Raw genomic sequence first — 16,020 nt, 5'->3', positions numbered from 1 at the left:
CATGAAAAACATTATTATTTTAGCCATATGGCTTTGTTTAATCGGTATATTTATATGGGCGAATTTTGCTTATTATGGGCAAATCCAATTACTAGAATCTTATGACGGTTTTATAGCGCTGGCTTTGCTCTTTTGGCCCGTAGTGTTATTTGGTTCATTTTCTATCCGCTGTTTAAAATGCAAGAGCAAAATAACTATTGATTCTTTAGCAGGAGCCATTTTATCCAAACAATACTGCAGGAATTGCAATACGATTATCCCAAAGTACAAGCTACTATTAAAGCAGGGATTACTAAAGCCGTTATGGATCGTTATTTACCTTATTGGGCAACTATTTATCTTTATTGGTGGTTTTGTCATTTTAGGGTACATTCCGTTTGAACTTTATACTTCTATCAACATTATTGCACACCCCATATTAAGCAGTGTGGTACTCCTTACAGCATTTCTTATTGAAGTATTGTTGCTGTGGGGTCTTTATTCTCTTGTAAAAAAACGCCTAAACGAGAATAAATTAAAAGCAGCTAAATACATTCTTTCAGGAATACTTATACTAATCGGAATATATTTTTACGTAGCTTCTGCCATTAGCATTTCCCGGCACCTTATTGATATGGTACGACAGTAATTCAATAATCTGCACAATCCGCCCAATCCGCGGTTAAATCTTCGTATTCTATTTTGCATTTTTATATTTTATATTTAATCTGTGTAATCTGCCCGTTCCGGGTTCTTGCTCTGAAACCCGTCAGGGTTCATAGAGTGGCTATATTTCTTGACCCACCCCGCCGGTAATTGTTTAATGCCCCTCAATTCTAAATAAGAGGAGGTCTTTCATGCGCAGAATAATCACACTGTCCGTTATCCTGTCACTGTCCATCGCCGCCTGCAACAGCGGCCCGGTCAAGAACATCGACTGGTCCGGCGTGGACAAAAGCGCCATGGTCAACGCCATGAGCCAGCTCTTCGTCAGCGCCGCCGAAACGGCCAAGCCCAGCGTCCTCTACGCCGAAATATTCCGGAGCGGCACCGAACGCTACGACAAGACCAACCCGGCTAATCTGTTCGTCTTCAGCCCCGACGGCTACCTCATCCTGCCCAACTACAACGAGCCCAAGGACATCGACCGCATCAAGGTCTGGATAGACGAGACCGAATACGAGGCCCGCTTCATCGACGCCGACAAGGAAGAGGACATCACCGTGCTCAAGGTCCAGGTCGACTCGCCGCTCCGCCCACTGACCATCAGCGACAACACCAAGGTCCTGCCCGGCCAGTATGTCATCGGCCTGAAGGCCTTGGGCGAGGAGATGCACTTTGAAAAGGTCGGCCAGGCCCGGATGGTCACCGCCAAAATCGAGGGCAAGAACGACCGCATCCTGACCGACACCAGCGGCGGCTCGGAAGGCCGCTATTACGGACGGAGCGACTCGCTCGAAATCGTCACCAATATGGACGGCGAGTTCATCGGCGTATCCGGCGGCGGCGGCGTGACCACATTCAACCGCCTGAAGCAGACGGCCGAGCGCCTCATCGCCCACTCCACCCAGCAGGACAAGCCCATCGACATCGAGGAAAGCCAGCCCTGGGAGGGATTCGGCTGCGACGAGATGACCAAGGAATTCGCCGAGGCCTGGGGCTACCCGCCCGAAAGCGTCCGGGTGCGCCACGTCAGCAAGATATCACCGGCCGGACAGGCCGGACTGAAGAAAGGCGACGTGGTCATCGCCGTGGACGGACAAGCGCTGACCAAGAAGACCAAGCGCGCCGTCATCCAGTTCTCCAAGCTGTCATTGCCGGAAATCGGACGGACCATAAAATTCACCGTGCTCCGGAGCGAGGGAACCACCGCCACCGCCCCAAAGCAGACCAAGGACATCTCCTTCAAGCTGGACAAAGCGCCCAAGCCCAAGGAGTTCACGGCTGACGACATCGGCCTGAAAATCCGCGGACTGGCCGCAGGCGAATACGAAGACTACGACGTGCCCATCCAGCACGGCGTCCTGGTAGCCGACGTCATCGGCGGCAGCAGCGCCGCCACCGGCAGCACCTTCCGGGAACACCTCATCTGGGAACGCGACATCATCACCGAGTTCTACGGACAGCCCATCAAGACGCTGGACGACTTCATCAAGACCACCGACAAGGTCCGGGCCGAAAAGCCCGAGGTCATCCTGGTCAAGGTCCAGCGCCAGAACCGTTCGTCGCATATCTGCCTGAACCTGAAAATCGGCAAAAGAACCGAAAAGAAAGAGGATTAACCTATGATAAAAAAACCGATTCTGATACTGGCCTGTTTCGCCATCATCCTGTGCGCCTGGTCCGAAGGCGATGAGCCCGATGAGGCCGGCTCCATCCTGTTCAAGAAGGTCGACCCGGCCGTGGTGGCCATCCAGCACGAAGAAGCCGGCGGCAGCGGATTCATCATCGACCCGTCCGGTTACATCCTCACCAACGGCCACGTCGTCTCCACCGCTTCTGGCAGCTGGTGGCGCGAGGGCTCCGAGGACCCGACCGAGACGGCCAAGCGCATCACCGTCATACTCTCCGACGAACGCAAGTTCCAGGCCAAGGTCATCGGCCACTCGCTCGACCCGGACGTGGCCCTGATAAAGATAGAAGTGCCCGAACCGCTCACCACCGTGGCACTGGGCAACTCGGACCACGTCAAGGTCGGCCAGCGTAGTTACGCATTCGGAATGCCGCTCGGGCTCAAGCGGACCCTGACCGCCGGCATCGTCAGCAACGCCGAACGGACCGACCTGGGCACATTCACCAAGGTCATCCAGACCGACGCGCCCATCAACCCCGGCAACAGCGGCGGCCCGCTCTTCAACGAAAAAGGCGAGGTGCTCGGCCTGAACACCTACGGTATGTGGGGCGAAGGCCTGGGCTTCACCATCCCCATCAACGTAGCGCTGGTGCTCAAGGACCATTTCCTCAAATACGGCAAGTTCCAAAGGGCGGCCCTGCCCTTCTTCTTTCCCAAGGAAATCACCGCCGACTTCGCCAAGATACTCGGCGTCAGCCAGGGCATCTTCGTTGATTACGTCGACCCCGGCTCGCTGGCCGAAAAGGCCGGCCTCAAGAACGGCGACATCATCGTGGAAATGAACGGCGCGCCTATCACCGCCGCCAACCAGGCGCAACTGAGCGACGCCACCTGGAAGTTCACCACCCTGCCGGTCGGCTCCAAGGTCGAATTCAAAATCAAGCGCAAGGACGGCGCCGATTATAAGGACATCACCGTGTCCGGCCAGATGGTCGAGGACGAACCGGCCATAAACTACGGCCACCAGATAGGCGAAGTAAAGGAAATCCGCTACGACGCCGTCGGCCTGCGCGTCCAGCAGATTACCTCACTGTCCCGCTACGCCTACGGCCTCTTCCGCGGCGACGGAGTCCGGGTCACCTCGGTCCAGCGCGGCGAACCGGCCGAAAAGGGCGACGTCAACCATTCAGACGTCATACTCGAACTCAACGACATCAAAACCCCCAATATAGACGCCTTCCAGGAAACGCTCGACAAGATGCTCCTGGAAAAGCAGAAATACATCCGGGTGCTGGTCCAGCGCGGAATGGAAACGGCCAAGGCGGTCATCAAGCCCAACTATGACCTGCGCAACAAAACGGTCGTGCTCATCCTGCCCGAAAATAAGGCCGACTACTTTAAGCGCATAAAACGCTACTTCGTCTCCAACGGCGCAACGGTCATTACCGCCTCGCGGAGCAAGACCGTCAAGACCGACGAAAAAGAAATCACGGTGGATATGGCCATTGACGGCCTGGCCAATGTCCAGTTCCACGGGCTGGTATTCCTGAGCGGCGAAGGAGCCGAGCCCTGCTGGACCGACCCCAAGGCGCTGGAGCTGGTCAAGAACGCTTATCACAGCAAGCGCATCATCGGCGCCATCGGCAACGCCGCGCCGGTGCTGGTCCACGCCGACGAAGGCATACTCCAGCTCAAGGTCACCAGCGACGAGCCCAACGCCAACGTCATGATGGCCAAGAAGGCCAATTATACCGGCAATGAGACCGAAAGCGACCAGAACATCTTCACCGCCACCGGATTCAATAAAGAAATCATAGATGCGTTGCTGGCCAAACTGCGCAGTCCCATCAAGGAATGCGTCATAAAACCGGCTGGGAAGTGATAGCCACGAATTAACACGAATGGGCACGAATAATTATGGCCGTTAAATTCAACTGCTCTAAATGCAAGCAGGATGTCGTCTTTAAATATCTCAAGGCCGAAGATACCGGCAAGTGCCCTCATTGCGGAAAAGATGTGGTGATACCCGCGGATGCCATAGATGTCGGGGATAACTTTGAATTACCAATGGTCAAACCGTCAAGCCCCGTTCCTACGGCAAACCCGCCCCAGGAAACCATAACGGAGCCGGTGACAAAATCTGTCTTCGTAACCGTATTGGCCTGGATATTCATAATTTTCTCCGGGCTGGGTACACTATGGTCGGTTTTCATGATTTTCGCAACAAGCTCAATGCCTACAAGAGTCATAACTACTTATCCGCAAAGCGAGGAATCGTTTCGCAATATAATTATAATGTTCAGGTATCTATCCATCGGAGCTTTTGTTTTTACGGTCACAGCCCTCGTCACATCAATCGAATTGCTGGGGCGCAAAAATTGGGCCCGCTCTCTTTTCATCGCTTTTATGGTTATAGGCATTCTCTTAAATTTCTTTATGATAATCGCAATGTTCGCGTCATTTAGGCCGAGTTCAGCTGAAAGTGCGGGGGTATTTATAGCTATGTTTAACGCTCTGATACAAGTAGGCTTCAGTGTTATTTTTATCTGGATAATAAAGAAGCTATCCTCAGATGAAATAAAAAGGGAGTTCCACTAAATTGCTTTATCCGTGTGTATTCGTGTCAATTTGTGGTTAAGGAATGCGTTATAAAACCGGCTGGGAAATAAGGGGAAACGGATTAGGGGTTTGGTATGCTGCTGACCCTTTTTGTAATACACTACGTTTACCTGACGCTTCATAAACATTAGAAAAGGAGAAAGTATGAAAATAGGAGTGGTAATTTCGAGTAATGATGCCGAAACCTGCTGGAATGCGCTAAGATATGCGAACTATTGCATCGGGCAAAAGGATGAAGTCAAAGTATTCCTTATGGGCAAAGGAGTTGAATATCAGAAGATCAGTACCGATGAATTCAACACCATCGAGCAGGCCGCTAAAATCCTGAAATCAGGCGGCAAAGTTTTTGCCTGCGGGACCTGCATCAAATCCCGGGAGCAGGAAAGCTCGGAAATGTGCCCGATGTCAACCATGACGGATATGTACGAGATTGTCAAAGAGAGCGACAGAGTCGTGACTTTTTAATTTATTTCGACGGCCCAAACTGCGCAGTCCCATCAAGGAATGCGTTATAAAACCGGCTGGGAAATAACCGGGGTTAGGCGGATGATATTATGCGATATTGGCTATTAATTGGGCTTGCCGTAATAATAATCAGCGCTGGTTGCCAAGGGCAAACCCCGCTTATACCTGATAAGGTTGCAGAAGAAAAAGGCCCATCTCTCTTAATTAAGCCGGATGATACGGTCTTATTGAATGAACAGCCAATCAACATAGGTGATTTAAGTACCAGCTTAAAAATAAATCGGGGCGAAAAAGACCCGCCGATATTAATATCCACCTCTCCGGAACTGCCCATGAAATATTTTTTAGAAGTAATAAGTAAACTAACTTCTGCATGGAGGGCTAATTTCGTCATCCGGATTGGTAATGAAGAAATTCAGGTATTACCGATGCCTACTGAAGCGTGCGGCAACGACCCGGAAACAGGTGAAGAAGTTCATAGTGCGTCATGGTTCAAACGGGATATTAATGGCAATTACATGGAAAAAAGAGTTGCTATATTGAGCAAGTTAGAAATACCCGCTTTCCCCGGAGGGAAAGACGAAAGATGGCAGTTTGAGGGTAAGCAGGTAACATCATACCCGGAGATTATCGACCTGTTAAAATCTAATAAACTATTCCCCAACAACATAGCTATCAGGTATAAATGGCGCGAGAATTCAACAATCAGAGAATTCATTAGCTTTATGCAGAATATGAAATCACTAGGCGTTCGGTTTATAGAACTAACTCGCAACCCGTTATCCGAAGAAATCAAGCTCCATGAATTAACTATCGAAACCAGAAGAATTAATACAAGAATGCCAAAAGAAACAGAAGATTCAGAGAATTCAGGGAACGGCATACTAGAGGATTCAGAGGACAGTATATTGAAATAGATAATTATTTACTATAACGCGGAGCCACAGATGTATCCTAACCACCTTAGTGAATTTCGTGTGTATTCGTGTCCATTCGTGGTAAAAATTGCAAAAACTAAATGCCCACTGCCCTTAAAGCCATATTCGATAACATCCCCGCGACCTACGAGCTGGTCAACCACCTGATGACCCTGGGGCTGGACCTGCCGATGCGCCGGTACGCCGCCCGGACCGCCGGGAGGCACCTGGCCGTCAAGTCCGGATTGGCGCGCAAGTACCTGGATGTCTGCGCCGGCACCGGCGATATGTCCCGACTGCTCAGCCCCTACGCCGGACCGGACGGACTGCTGGTCGCGTCCGATTTCTCCTTGCCCATGCTCCGTTACACCGCTAACTCCGGGCGCCACATCCGGGTCAGCGCCTCCGAAGCCGCCCGGCTGTCGTTCAAGGACAATACCTTCGACCTGGTAAGCATCAGCTTCGCTACCCGCAACATAAACTCCGCGCCCGGCTACCTGGACCGCTGCCTGCGCGAATTCCACCGGGTGCTCCGGCCCGGCGGGATGTTCATCAACCTTGAAACCAGCCAGCCGTCCGACGCCAGGATAAGGGCACTGGCCCATCTCTATGTCGGCGCCACAATCAGGCCGCTGGGCGGGCTGATATCCGGCAACGGAGCCGCCTACGGATATTTAGCCCGAAGCATCCCCCGCTTCCACGACGCCGCCGAACTGGCCCGGATTATAAGGCAAGCCGGGTTCAACCGGGTGGACTACCAGCCCCTGGTCCTGGGCATCCTAGCCCTGCATTGGGCGATTAAATAAATTCATACGATTGCGTTAGGCTGGGGACAGTCACGCATTTTGCCGGTAGGCTCTGTGTCCCACGAGGAATATGATGTCATATAAGGGCTGTATGATGTCATATCAGGGCTGTATGATGTCATATAAGAGCAGTATGATGTCATACAAGAGCAGTATGATGTCATATAAGAGCAGTATGATGTCATATAAGAGCAGTATGATGTCATATAAGAGCAGTATGATGTCATATAAGGGCAGTATGATGTCATATCAGGGCTGTATGATGTCATATAAGAGCTGTATGATATCATATAAGAGCTGTATGATATCATATTAAGGCAATATGACACGGGAAAACGCAAAATAACAGGAAAAAGCCCTGCCAATTAGGCTGGGAACAGTCCCGCATTTTAATGGATTTCAAGCCGGATTCCCTGGAATATGACCGGGATTCACCGGAATATGACCGGGATTCACCGGAAGATAACCGGGATTCACCGGAAGATAGCCGGGATTCACCGGAAGATAACCGGGATTCACTGGAATATGACCGGGATTCACTGGAAGATAACCGGGATTCACCGGAATATAACCGGGATTCACCGGAATATAACCGGGATTCACTGGAAGATAACCGGGATTCACCGGAAGATAGCCGGGATTCACCGGGTTTAGGCTGGGGACAGTCCCTGCCCGGATGATTCTGGTTATGATAACCAAATCGGGTGTGTTTACATCAACGAATATCTGGATTAAGGGGTATATAGGATGATGTGTGATTTGAGATATGAGATATGGGCACTGGGGTAAGCTCAGCGCCCGGGATTAATCATCCAATCCTTCGATATAGCCCTTGGCATTGAAGATACGTTTGGTGTCTTTACGCCAAAGAATAATAACCGAATATACGGTTATCGGTATAGCTACTAACAAACATATAATTCCTTTTATATCATCAAAATCCGAGTATTTAAGGCTTAAGAATAGTGGTGTAATAATAGCTACGCTCAAAGTTAATAAAATAATTATTCCTGATATCCGCGCCCACTTTCTATAAGTTATCAACCCAATCCCTTGTAATAGCAATATGGCAACGAGTATATAATAAAAAATAGGTATTTCCTCATGAGCCAACAGCAAAACAACAAGGACTAGAATTCCTCCTATTCCAGACCATATGAAAAGATTTCCAACCTTTAAAATTTCCGTTAGGCAATTTTGCATCTTCTTGTTGCTCATATTTCATTCCCCGCCACGAGACCCGGAACTTATTTGATATCAACCGACGTCTTCGCTCTGGCTGGAGCCGTCCAGATAGAGGTCGTCGACCTTGCTGGCCTTCCGTAAACTAACCGCGGATGCCACTAACTAAAACTATTTAGGTTACGACCAGGTACTCGGCGATAGCCTGTGAGTGCGGGAGGGATTGTTTGTCTTCCTGCAGTCCTTTAATGTGCATCTGGATGGCCTGATACATATTCTGCTCGGTTTTCTCGCGGGTTTTTCCGGCGGCCACGCACCCGGGCAGGTCGGGCGAGTATGCCGAGTAGTTGCCGTTGGCTTTTTCGATTACGACTAAAAATCGGTGCATATTATTTATTCTCCTTTTTTAACTGTGCCTGTTTCAAAACACTGTTGAGCGTACCCGGGGCCAGTTCGTCTCCGGGATGTCCAGCTATGGTCACCCGGCCCGGTTTAGACGTATGTTTATACTGACGATGGCTTCCCTTGGTCGCCACCATATACCAGCCGTCTTTTTCGATCATCTTTATCACATCCCGGATTTTCATAAATAAAGAATAGCTATTTTTGATTTATTGTCAATAGTTTATTGTCCGGAACTTATTTAATATCAACCGACATCGTCCCCTTGGCTATAGCCGTCCAGGTATAAATCGTCGACCTTGCCGGCCTTCCAGTAGTGGTACGCCAGCCCGGCCACCATTGCCCCGTTGTCGAGGCACAAATACTTGGGCGGGATGTGCACCGGGATTCCCAGCACGGTCGCGGAACGGCTGAGCTTGTCCCGGAGCCGCTGGTTGGCGGCCACGCCGCCGCCCAGCGCTATTGCCTTTGCCTTCCTGTCCTTAGCCAGCGCCGTCACCCGCTGAATCAGTGTGTCCACGGCCGCTTCCTGGAAGCTGGCCGCCACGTCGGCTATCTTTATGCCCTTCTTCAGGGGCGATTTGCGCGTGGCGTTCTGGCCTTTGCAGTAATAGAGCACGGCCGTCTTGATGCCGGAAAAGCTGAAGTCGTATCCGTCCTTAACCAGCCCGCGCGGGAACCTGATGGCCGCCGGATTGCCCTTCCGGGCCGCTTTTTCTATGGACGGCCCGCCCGGATAACCGAGCCGGATGATGTGCGCCACCTTGTCGAAGGCCTCGCCGGCCGCGTCGTCCAGCGTCCGGCCCAGCAACTTATATTGCAACGGCGACTTGACCCAGTATAAGCTGGTGTGCCCGCCCGAGACTATCAGCCCCAAATACGGGTAGACCGGCTCCACGATTAATGCCGAATCTTTAGCGGTTTCGTGGTTTCGCGGTAAAAGATGGTTGGCGTAGATATGGGCGTGGACGTGGTTGATGCCGATGATGGGCTTGTCCAGCGCCCAGGCCATTGCCTTGGCGGCCGAGATGCCCACCAGCAACGCGCCGATGAGCCCGGGCCGGTTGGTCACAGACACAGCCGTCAGTTCCTGGGGTTTTACCCTGGCGTCTTTCAATGCCTTGTCTATGACCGGCAGTATGGTCTCGATATGCGCCCGGCAGGCGATTTCGGGCACCACACCGCCGAAAGCCTTGTGCAGGTCTATCTGGGTGACGGTGGAATTGGACAATATCTCACGACCGTCCCGGACGACGGCGGCCGAGGTCTCGTCGCAGGAGGTCTCGATGCCTATACACAGGAATGGCTTTTTCATCTGGGCTCGGCCCCTATTTACCGGCTGCCGCCTTCTGCTGGCTGACCAGCACCTCGATGGCCTTGTCCAGCTGGATGTCCTCGAAGTCATCGCTTTCATCATCGTCATCTTCATCCATAGCCGGTTCCTTTTTGTCCTTGTCGTCCTTGGGATTGGGCGGGATGATGACGCGTTCTTTGAGGCGCGACTTTATCAGGTCGGTCTCCTGCTCGGTGGTCATTTCCACTATATAATCGGGCAGGACGCCGTAGTTCTTTTTGTCGAAGCTCTTGTCGACCGAGCGGCCGGATGGCGTATAGTAACGGGCGATGGTCATCTTCACGGCCGGGCCGTTCTTTTCGATGGGGAATATGGTCTGGACCGAGCCCTTGCCGTATGAGCGCACCCCGACGATGGCTGCCCGCTTGTGGTCCTGCATACAGCCGGAAAACACCTCTGAGGCGCTGGCGCTGGCGCCGTTGACGATTATGGCCAGCGGCAGTTCGGTCAGGAGCGAGTCTTCCTTTTCGGCGGTTATGATTGAGACCTCTTCGGCCTTGCGGCCGCGGGTGGAGACTATGGGCAGGCCTTCCTTGATGAAACGGTTGGATATCCGGCAGGCGGCTTCGAGCAATCCGCCCGGATTGAAGCGCAGGTCTATTATCAGCCCTTTCATTCCTTGGGCTTCGAGCTTGTCGATGTTGACGTCCAGGTCGTAGAGCGTGTCTTCCTGGAACTGGGTCAGGCGGATATAGCCGATTTTGTGCTTCTCGTCAACCATCTTGGTGCCCTTGACGGACTTGAGCTTGATGATTTCGCGGGTGACCGTTATTTTATCGGTGTTGACCGCGCCCTTGTGCAGGACGACCAGGAGCACCTGGGTGCCGGGCTTGCCGCGGACCTTGCGGATGCTGTCCGATGTAGTCATACCCTCGGTCGAAACGCCGTCTATTTCCAGGATGCGGTCGCCGGCCATAATACCGGCCCGGAAGGCCGGGGTATCCTCTAGCGGCGTGATGACGGTCAGGATGCCATCTTCAACCGAGACCTCCATGCCCACCCCGCCGAACTCGCCCTTGGTCGCGACCATAAAGTCGTTGTATTCCTCGGCCGTGAAGTATTCGCTGTACGGGTCCAGACCGCCGACCAGTCCCTTGACTGCGCTTTCGAAAAGCTTGTTGGCATCGGGCTCGACCACGTAGCATTCCTTGATCAGCTTGTAGATGCTGCGCAGTTTTTCCAGCTGTTTGTCAACCGGGTCCTCCTTGGGCGCGCCTGCCCCGTTAGAGGCATCCGCGGCAAACGCCGGAGAACTTACCAAGCTGCCTCTAACGGGGTAAACCGCATACAAGGTAACGCTGATGATAAGCAACAATAACACTGTCAACAGTTTCTTGTGGCGCATAATTGACTCCGTTTCTGGTTAGGATGATTTATTTCCGGGACAATGCCTTGCGTGCGGCATTGACGATGTCCTCGGTGGTCAGTTGGTAATCCTTGAGCAGTTCGGCCGGGTCGCCGGATTGGCCGAAACGGTCCTTGACGCCGACCATCTCCATCGGCACGGGCTTGGTCCGGGCCAGGAGCTCGGCCACGGCCGAACCCATTCCGCCGGCGATGAGGTGTTCCTCGGCCGTCACCACGGCGCCGGTCTTGGCGGCGTACTTGGTGACGGTCTCGGCGTCCATCGGCTTGACGGTATGCAGGTTTATGACCGCGGCGCTGATGTTTTCCTTGGCCAGCGCCTCCGAGGCCAGCATGGCCGGGTAGACCATCGGTCCGCAGGCGATGATGGCCACGGCTGAGCCGTCCTTGACGACATTGGCCTTGCCGATGACGAACTTGTCCAACTGGGTGGTGATGACCGGCATCTTGGCCCGGCACAGCCTCAGGTAGACCGGACCTTTGTGTTCCGAGGCGGCCACCACGGCCTTGTACGATTCGGTGGCGTCGCAGGGAACCAACACGGTCATGTTGGGCAGGATGCGCATCAAGCCGATGTCGGCGATGGCCTGGTGCGAGGCGCCGTCCGGCCCGACCGACAGCCCGCTGTGCGTGGCAACGATTTTGACGTTGAGGTTGGCGTAGCAGACGGTGTTGCGTATCTGCTCCCAGGCCCGCCCGGCCGCAAACACGGCGAAGGTGCAGGCGAACGGTATCTTGCCCGAAGCGGCCAGCCCGGCCGCGGTGTTTATCATATTGGCTTCGGCCACGCCCATGTTGAAGAAGCGCTCCGGGAAGCGCTTGCCGAAATCGTCGGCCTTGGTCGAGCCGGCTAAATCAGCCGTCAAAACGGCAATGTTGGGGTTGGCCGCGCCCAGGGTGGCCAGCGCGTTGCCGCAGGATTCACGTGTGCATGCGAATTCCATAATTATTATTGAGCTCCTTCAGGGCCTGGTCGCACTGTTGCTGGGACGGCGTCTTGCCGTGCCAGGCGTGGGTGTTTTCCATAAACGAGACGCCCTTGCCCTTGACCGTCCGGGCGATGATGATGGCCGGCTGGCCTTTGATTGTCTCGGCCCAGTCGTAGGCCTCGAGCACTTCTTTGATGTTATGGCCGTCTATCTCCCTAACCGCCCAGCCGAAGGCGGCCCATTTTTCGGCGAACGGCAGCGGCGACATAACCGACTTGATGGAACCGTCTATCTGGTAACCGTTGAAATCTAATATGGCGCAAAGGTTGTCTATCTTGTAATGGGCCGCGGCCATGGCCGCTTCCCAGATCTGGCCTTCCTGTGTTTCGCCGTCGCCCAGCAGGACAAAGACGCGGTAAGCTTTCCGATCTATCCGTCCGGCCAGCGCAAAGCCGTTGGCGATGGACAGCCCCTGCCCGAGCGAGCCGCTGGACATCTCCACTCCGGGCGTGCGTTTCATATCCGGATGACCCTGGAGGATGCTGCCGAACTTGCGCAGGCTCCAGAGAGTCTCGACCGGGAAATAGCCGGACTCGGCCAGGACCGCATACCAGACCGGCGCGGCGTGGCCTTTGGACAGCAGGAACCGGTCGCGTTCGGACCATTTGGGGTCTTTGGGATTATGGCGCAGCTTGTGGAAATATAATCCGACCATCAGCTCCACCGCCGAAAGCGAACCGCCCGGATGGCCCGAGCCGGCCAGTGTCAGCATCTTGAGGATATGTTGCCGTATGGTTTTGGATTTGGACTTCAGGGAATCTATCAGATCTTGTGCGGGCACGGTCATAAAATATTAATGCTCAGCTCCCGGCTGTTGGTATCGTAATTGTGTTGGGACCTTCGTCACTCCGTTCCTCAGGGTTAAGGGCCGGGAAAGTTTATCCTGAATCCCGATTACCATCGGGATGAAGGAAACCGGCGACTAACTTCGCCTTCTTTTCCCGTGTCCAACCTTTAATCGTTATCTCTCTCTTCCTTGCCTCTGATTTATTCTTGTGCTTTTCCTGATAAACAAGTTTGACCGGTCTTCGTGTCGTTGTGTATTTTGAGCCTTCGCCTGAGTTGTGTTCGGTTACCCTCTCCTCCAGATTGTTAGTTATGCCAACGTAATAAGACCCGTCATTGCACCTAAGTATATATAAATACCAAGATTGGTCTTGCACTTTTGTCAACCCTTTATACTCTTTTCGAGTAAGCCCTTCACTATGTTCAGGGTTCTAAGCCCTTCGTCACTCCGTTCCTCAGGGTTAAGTTCTTGTAACAGCCTTCGGCTTAACAAGAACTAAAGTGGGCAGGGCCGGGATCGAACCGGCGACTCCTGGATTTTCAGTCCAGAGCTCTACCGCTGAGCTACCTACCCATCTTCATATTCCGTATCTACTTATATCAAATAGCCTCTTTGACATCTCCTTCGTGTTGCATATATGTTGCTTTATTTTCAGCCTTATTAGCCGCATGGTCCCAGGCCATAAATTCTCCCATCTTATCCACCGCCGCTTGCTTGTGCTCCGGTGATAGATGGGAATATCTTACTGTCATTGTTATAGTTTTGTGCCCCAGCAATTCCTGCACCGTCCTTAAACCGGCCCCGGACATCGTCAGGTACGAGGCAAAAGTATGCCTCAAATCGTGAAAATGGAAGTCCTTTATGCCGGCTCTCCTTACCGCGTTGTCAAATGACGTCCCTACCGATTTATAAGGCACGCCCTTCTCGTTCACAAACAAATAAGGGATGTCAAGCCTCTTGGGAACCACCTGTAACATATCCATCAAACGATTGGTTATCGGGATATACCGCGGCTCGTTATTTTTCGTTACCATAACTTTAATCAACCGGCGCTGTAAATCTATATCCGCCCAGGTAAGGCTCAGCACTTCGGAAAGCCTCAACCCGGTATTCAGTGCCATAATTATTATCGGCTTCAAATGGGGCGCGCTAAACGCCAAAAGACGAACCAGTTCGTTCTTCTCCAGATACCTTACGCGCTGGTTGTTCTCCTTGAATAGCGAAACGCGCCTTACCGGATTATCGTTCACGTATTCCCATTTTATAGCCACGTTAAATATACACTTCATGCAGGCCAGCTCGCGGTTTGTCGTTGACTTCTTAACCACGGCCGCCCTATCGCCCTTATAGATCTCTATATCCCGAGACGAGATCTCGCACAATGACTTATCGCCGAACACCTTGTTCAGATGATCAATACTGTATTTATCCCTGCCCCAGGACTTTTTATTGACCTTGGCGTACTTCTCAATATACTCCTCGGCAAACTCCCTGAATTTAATATTGGCCATTGCCGGCCTGCCGGAAAGTTTTTCCCTGGTCAATTCATCAAGTTTTTTCGACAATATCTCCTGCGCCAGCGACCTGGTGCGCGCGGCTTTTACCTGTCGCCGGTGGCCATTCCGCTCGCGATAGTCCATGCACCACCAGTTGGTCCGTCTATCAAGATATATTCTTGCCATAAGTTATCCTTTCATTATGTCTATCTGTTATCATCTGTCAAGAAAAAGCTAAACTGACGCCCTATTCATTAATTTCCACGAACATCCTTCATCCGCCGGGCATTAAGCCAATTGACGATATCGTCCTTAACAAACCTCACGCGACGACCCAATTTAGTAAAAGGAATCTCGCTCCTAGACACCATGTGGTATATCCCGGGAATAGTAATTTTGAGGAAGCGTGCAACATCCTCTACCGTCCATAATCCCGGGATATTCTCATCTATATTCGGCGGTATCGTATTCATTGTTATTTAGATTCCTTAATTAGGCATTATTTTGGGCCTACGGCCAAACCTATAGGACCACAAAGGACATGTACCCAAACGTTCAAAATCATTTTCGCATTCTCGCACGCTTTTTTTATCCTCCTTGCAGTCAAGACACAATACACGAATTACTGTTTGCAATGATATTCCGCACGGTCTTTTGCCCATACGCAAGGGATAAGCTGGGCAATCTTTGTTTTCACATTTCCGCACCTCTCCCATGCAACATGAACATTGAACGCAATACTTGCGAATCGCCTTGCCGGGTGGTAATTTTTTGTCTTTCATAATTTTCACCTCCTTTCTGCGCTTATTATAACAGACTACGGTGTGATGGCAAATTGAGATTTATTTTCTCACTGAAATTTGGATAGGAATGGCTAAAATCACAGAGATAATCAAGACCCTAGGGTTACGGAGTAACCAGTGAAAATGTTAACTTAGTGAGATTTTTCATTAATAAAAATCTCAATGCGAAGAGGGGATGAATGCGGGTATCTGTTTCCTAAGATGCAAAGACGTTTTTAAAAATGAAGGTAATCTATATCCATTTCTTAAAGGTTCTTCATGCGCAAAAAACTCTACTGAATATAAAACATCTATATTTTCGAGGGCATCATTAACAGCCAAAACAAGTTGATGAATCTTGTCAGTAATATTTTTGATCTCTTTTTTATTTTTATTCTCTTTTATAGTTCTTTTATATTGAGTATAATCATCTTTATAACACCCTTTAAGTATATCATCTGTACGTCTTCAGCGCAAGTGATAGTTTTAAGGGGTTAAAACTAAGTTGCATTTCCGACTCCTGAAAATCTTCTACTATTTACTTTCTTTCTACGATTTAACGTTTCGTTTTTAACACCTTGCCT

17 protein-coding genes and 1 tRNA gene are annotated in these 16,020 nt (G+C 51.5%); 8 read left to right on the top strand and 10 right to left on the bottom strand.

The genetic code is table 11. From position 1 onward, the window contains the following. The first annotated feature begins 1 nt into the window (after nt 1). The 8 genes from WC980_05630 (at nt 2) to WC980_05595 (ending at nt 7,759) form a co-directional block, all read left to right on the top strand. Nucleotides 2–628: a hypothetical protein gene (locus WC980_05630; GenBank protein MFA5794531.1), complete on the top strand. Its 627-nt coding sequence runs from the start codon at nt 2–4 to the stop codon at nt 626–628. A gap of 208 nt (nt 629–836) precedes the next feature. Continuing rightward, nucleotides 837–2,261, top strand: coding sequence for a PDZ domain-containing protein (locus tag WC980_05625; GenBank protein ID MFA5794530.1), 1,425 nt, complete (start codon nt 837–839; stop codon nt 2,259–2,261). A 3-nt stretch (nt 2,262–2,264) separates the two neighbouring features. Further along, a complete protein-coding gene (locus WC980_05620; protein MFA5794529.1) occupies nt 2,265–4,154 on the top strand; it encodes a trypsin-like peptidase domain-containing protein in 1,890 nt (629 codons plus the stop codon). 35 nt (nt 4,155–4,189) lie between these two features. Beyond that, a complete protein-coding gene (locus WC980_05615) occupies nt 4,190–4,870 on the top strand; it encodes a hypothetical protein (protein ID MFA5794528.1) in 681 nt (226 codons plus the stop codon). A 165-nt stretch (nt 4,871–5,035) separates the two neighbouring features. Beyond that, complete coding sequence (locus WC980_05610) at nt 5,036–5,356, top strand: DsrE family protein (protein MFA5794527.1); 321 nt, start codon at nt 5,036–5,038, stop codon at nt 5,354–5,356. Between the two features lie 89 nt (nt 5,357–5,445). Beyond that, nucleotides 5,446–6,273 carry a hypothetical protein gene (locus WC980_05605; protein ID MFA5794526.1) on the top strand — a complete coding sequence of 276 codons (828 nt, stop codon included), beginning with the start codon at nt 5,446–5,448 and terminating at the stop codon, nt 6,271–6,273. Between the two features lie 101 nt (nt 6,274–6,374). After that, nucleotides 6,375–7,079 carry a ubiquinone/menaquinone biosynthesis methyltransferase gene (locus WC980_05600; GenBank protein ID MFA5794525.1) on the top strand — a complete coding sequence of 235 codons (705 nt, stop codon included), beginning with the start codon at nt 6,375–6,377 and terminating at the stop codon, nt 7,077–7,079. A 392-nt stretch (nt 7,080–7,471) separates the two neighbouring features. Next, on the top strand, nt 7,472–7,759 hold the full coding sequence (locus tag WC980_05595) for a hypothetical protein (protein ID MFA5794524.1): 288 nt from the start codon (nt 7,472–7,474) through the stop codon (nt 7,757–7,759). Nucleotides 7,760–7,883: 124 nt separating this feature from the next. Here WC980_05595 and WC980_05590 read toward each other — a convergent pair whose 3' ends face one another. The 10 genes from WC980_05590 to WC980_05545 form a co-directional block, all read right to left on the bottom strand. Then, complete coding sequence (locus tag WC980_05590) at nt 7,884–8,297, bottom strand: hypothetical protein (GenBank protein ID MFA5794523.1); 414 nt, start codon at nt 8,295–8,297, stop codon at nt 7,884–7,886. Between the two features lie 139 nt (nt 8,298–8,436). Further along, a complete protein-coding gene (locus WC980_05585; GenBank protein MFA5794522.1) occupies nt 8,437–8,649 on the bottom strand; it encodes a type II toxin-antitoxin system HicB family antitoxin in 213 nt (70 codons plus the stop codon). A gap of 1 nt (nt 8,650) precedes the next feature. Next, on the bottom strand, nt 8,651–8,848 hold the full coding sequence (locus tag WC980_05580; GenBank protein MFA5794521.1) for a type II toxin-antitoxin system HicA family toxin: 198 nt from the start codon (nt 8,846–8,848) through the stop codon (nt 8,651–8,653). Nucleotides 8,849–8,910: 62 nt separating this feature from the next. After that, entirely contained in the window at nt 8,911–9,978 is a 1,068-nt protein-coding gene (gene tsaD / locus WC980_05575) for a tRNA (adenosine(37)-N6)-threonylcarbamoyltransferase complex transferase subunit TsaD (protein ID MFA5794520.1), read from the bottom strand. A 13-nt stretch (nt 9,979–9,991) separates the two neighbouring features. Beyond that, nucleotides 9,992–11,362: a S41 family peptidase gene (locus tag WC980_05570; protein ID MFA5794519.1), complete on the bottom strand. Its 1,371-nt coding sequence runs from the start codon at nt 11,360–11,362 to the stop codon at nt 9,992–9,994. A gap of 28 nt (nt 11,363–11,390) precedes the next feature. Further along, nucleotides 11,391–12,326: a transketolase family protein gene (locus WC980_05565; protein MFA5794518.1), complete on the bottom strand. Its 936-nt coding sequence runs from the start codon at nt 12,324–12,326 to the stop codon at nt 11,391–11,393. After that, nucleotides 12,304–13,158, bottom strand: coding sequence for a transketolase (locus tag WC980_05560; protein MFA5794517.1), 855 nt, complete (start codon nt 13,156–13,158; stop codon nt 12,304–12,306). Before WC980_05560 ends, WC980_05565 begins: the two co-directional genes overlap by 23 nt. 91 nt (nt 13,159–13,249) lie before the next feature. After that, on the bottom strand, nt 13,250–13,534 hold the full coding sequence (locus WC980_05555; protein ID MFA5794516.1) for a GIY-YIG nuclease family protein: 285 nt from the start codon (nt 13,532–13,534) through the stop codon (nt 13,250–13,252). A gap of 125 nt (nt 13,535–13,659) precedes the next feature. After that, a tRNA-Phe gene (locus WC980_05550) sits at nt 13,660–13,731 on the bottom strand. 26 nt (nt 13,732–13,757) lie between these two features. Further along, entirely contained in the window at nt 13,758–14,840 is a 1,083-nt protein-coding gene (locus tag WC980_05545; GenBank protein MFA5794515.1) for a site-specific integrase, read from the bottom strand. Nucleotides 14,841–16,020: the final 1,180 nt, after the last annotated feature.

The organism is Candidatus Brocadiia bacterium (genome assembly GCA_041658285.1).
In the GTDB taxonomy this organism is placed as follows: Bacteria; Planctomycetota; MHYJ01; order JACQXL01; family JACQXL01; genus JBBAAP01.
This window is presented reverse-complemented; position numbering and strand designations above follow the sequence as displayed.

Bases quoted from the DNA above. Each gene is read 5' to 3' on its own strand.
- WC980_05630 (MFA5794531.1), top strand. From the start codon at position 2: ATGAAAAACATTATTATTTTAGCCATATGGCTTTGTTTAATCGGTATA.
- WC980_05625 (MFA5794530.1), top strand. From the start codon at position 837: ATGCGCAGAATAATCACACTGTCCGTTATCCTGTCACTGTCCATCGCC.
- WC980_05620 (MFA5794529.1), top strand. From the start codon at position 2,265: ATGATAAAAAAACCGATTCTGATACTGGCCTGTTTCGCCATCATCCTG.
- WC980_05615 (MFA5794528.1), top strand. From the start codon at position 4,190: ATGGCCGTTAAATTCAACTGCTCTAAATGCAAGCAGGATGTCGTCTTT.
- WC980_05610 (MFA5794527.1), top strand. From the start codon at position 5,036: ATGAAAATAGGAGTGGTAATTTCGAGTAATGATGCCGAAACCTGCTGG.
- WC980_05605 (MFA5794526.1), top strand. From the start codon at position 5,446: ATGCGATATTGGCTATTAATTGGGCTTGCCGTAATAATAATCAGCGCT.
- WC980_05600 (MFA5794525.1), top strand. From the start codon at position 6,375: ATGCCCACTGCCCTTAAAGCCATATTCGATAACATCCCCGCGACCTAC.
- WC980_05595 (MFA5794524.1), top strand. From the start codon at position 7,472: ATGGATTTCAAGCCGGATTCCCTGGAATATGACCGGGATTCACCGGAA.
- WC980_05590 (MFA5794523.1), bottom strand. From the start codon at position 8,297: ATGAGCAACAAGAAGATGCAAAATTGCCTAACGGAAATTTTAAAGGTT.
- WC980_05585 (MFA5794522.1), bottom strand. From the start codon at position 8,649: ATGCACCGATTTTTAGTCGTAATCGAAAAAGCCAACGGCAACTACTCG.
- WC980_05580 (MFA5794521.1), bottom strand. From the start codon at position 8,848: ATGAAAATCCGGGATGTGATAAAGATGATCGAAAAAGACGGCTGGTAT.
- tsaD (MFA5794520.1), bottom strand. From the start codon at position 9,978: ATGAAAAAGCCATTCCTGTGTATAGGCATCGAGACCTCCTGCGACGAG.
- WC980_05570 (MFA5794519.1), bottom strand. From the start codon at position 11,362: ATGCGCCACAAGAAACTGTTGACAGTGTTATTGTTGCTTATCATCAGC.
- WC980_05565 (MFA5794518.1), bottom strand. From the start codon at position 12,326: ATGGAATTCGCATGCACACGTGAATCCTGCGGCAACGCGCTGGCCACC.
- WC980_05560 (MFA5794517.1), bottom strand. From the start codon at position 13,158: ATGACCGTGCCCGCACAAGATCTGATAGATTCCCTGAAGTCCAAATCC.
- WC980_05545 (MFA5794515.1), bottom strand. From the start codon at position 14,840: ATGGCAAGAATATATCTTGATAGACGGACCAACTGGTGGTGCATGGAC.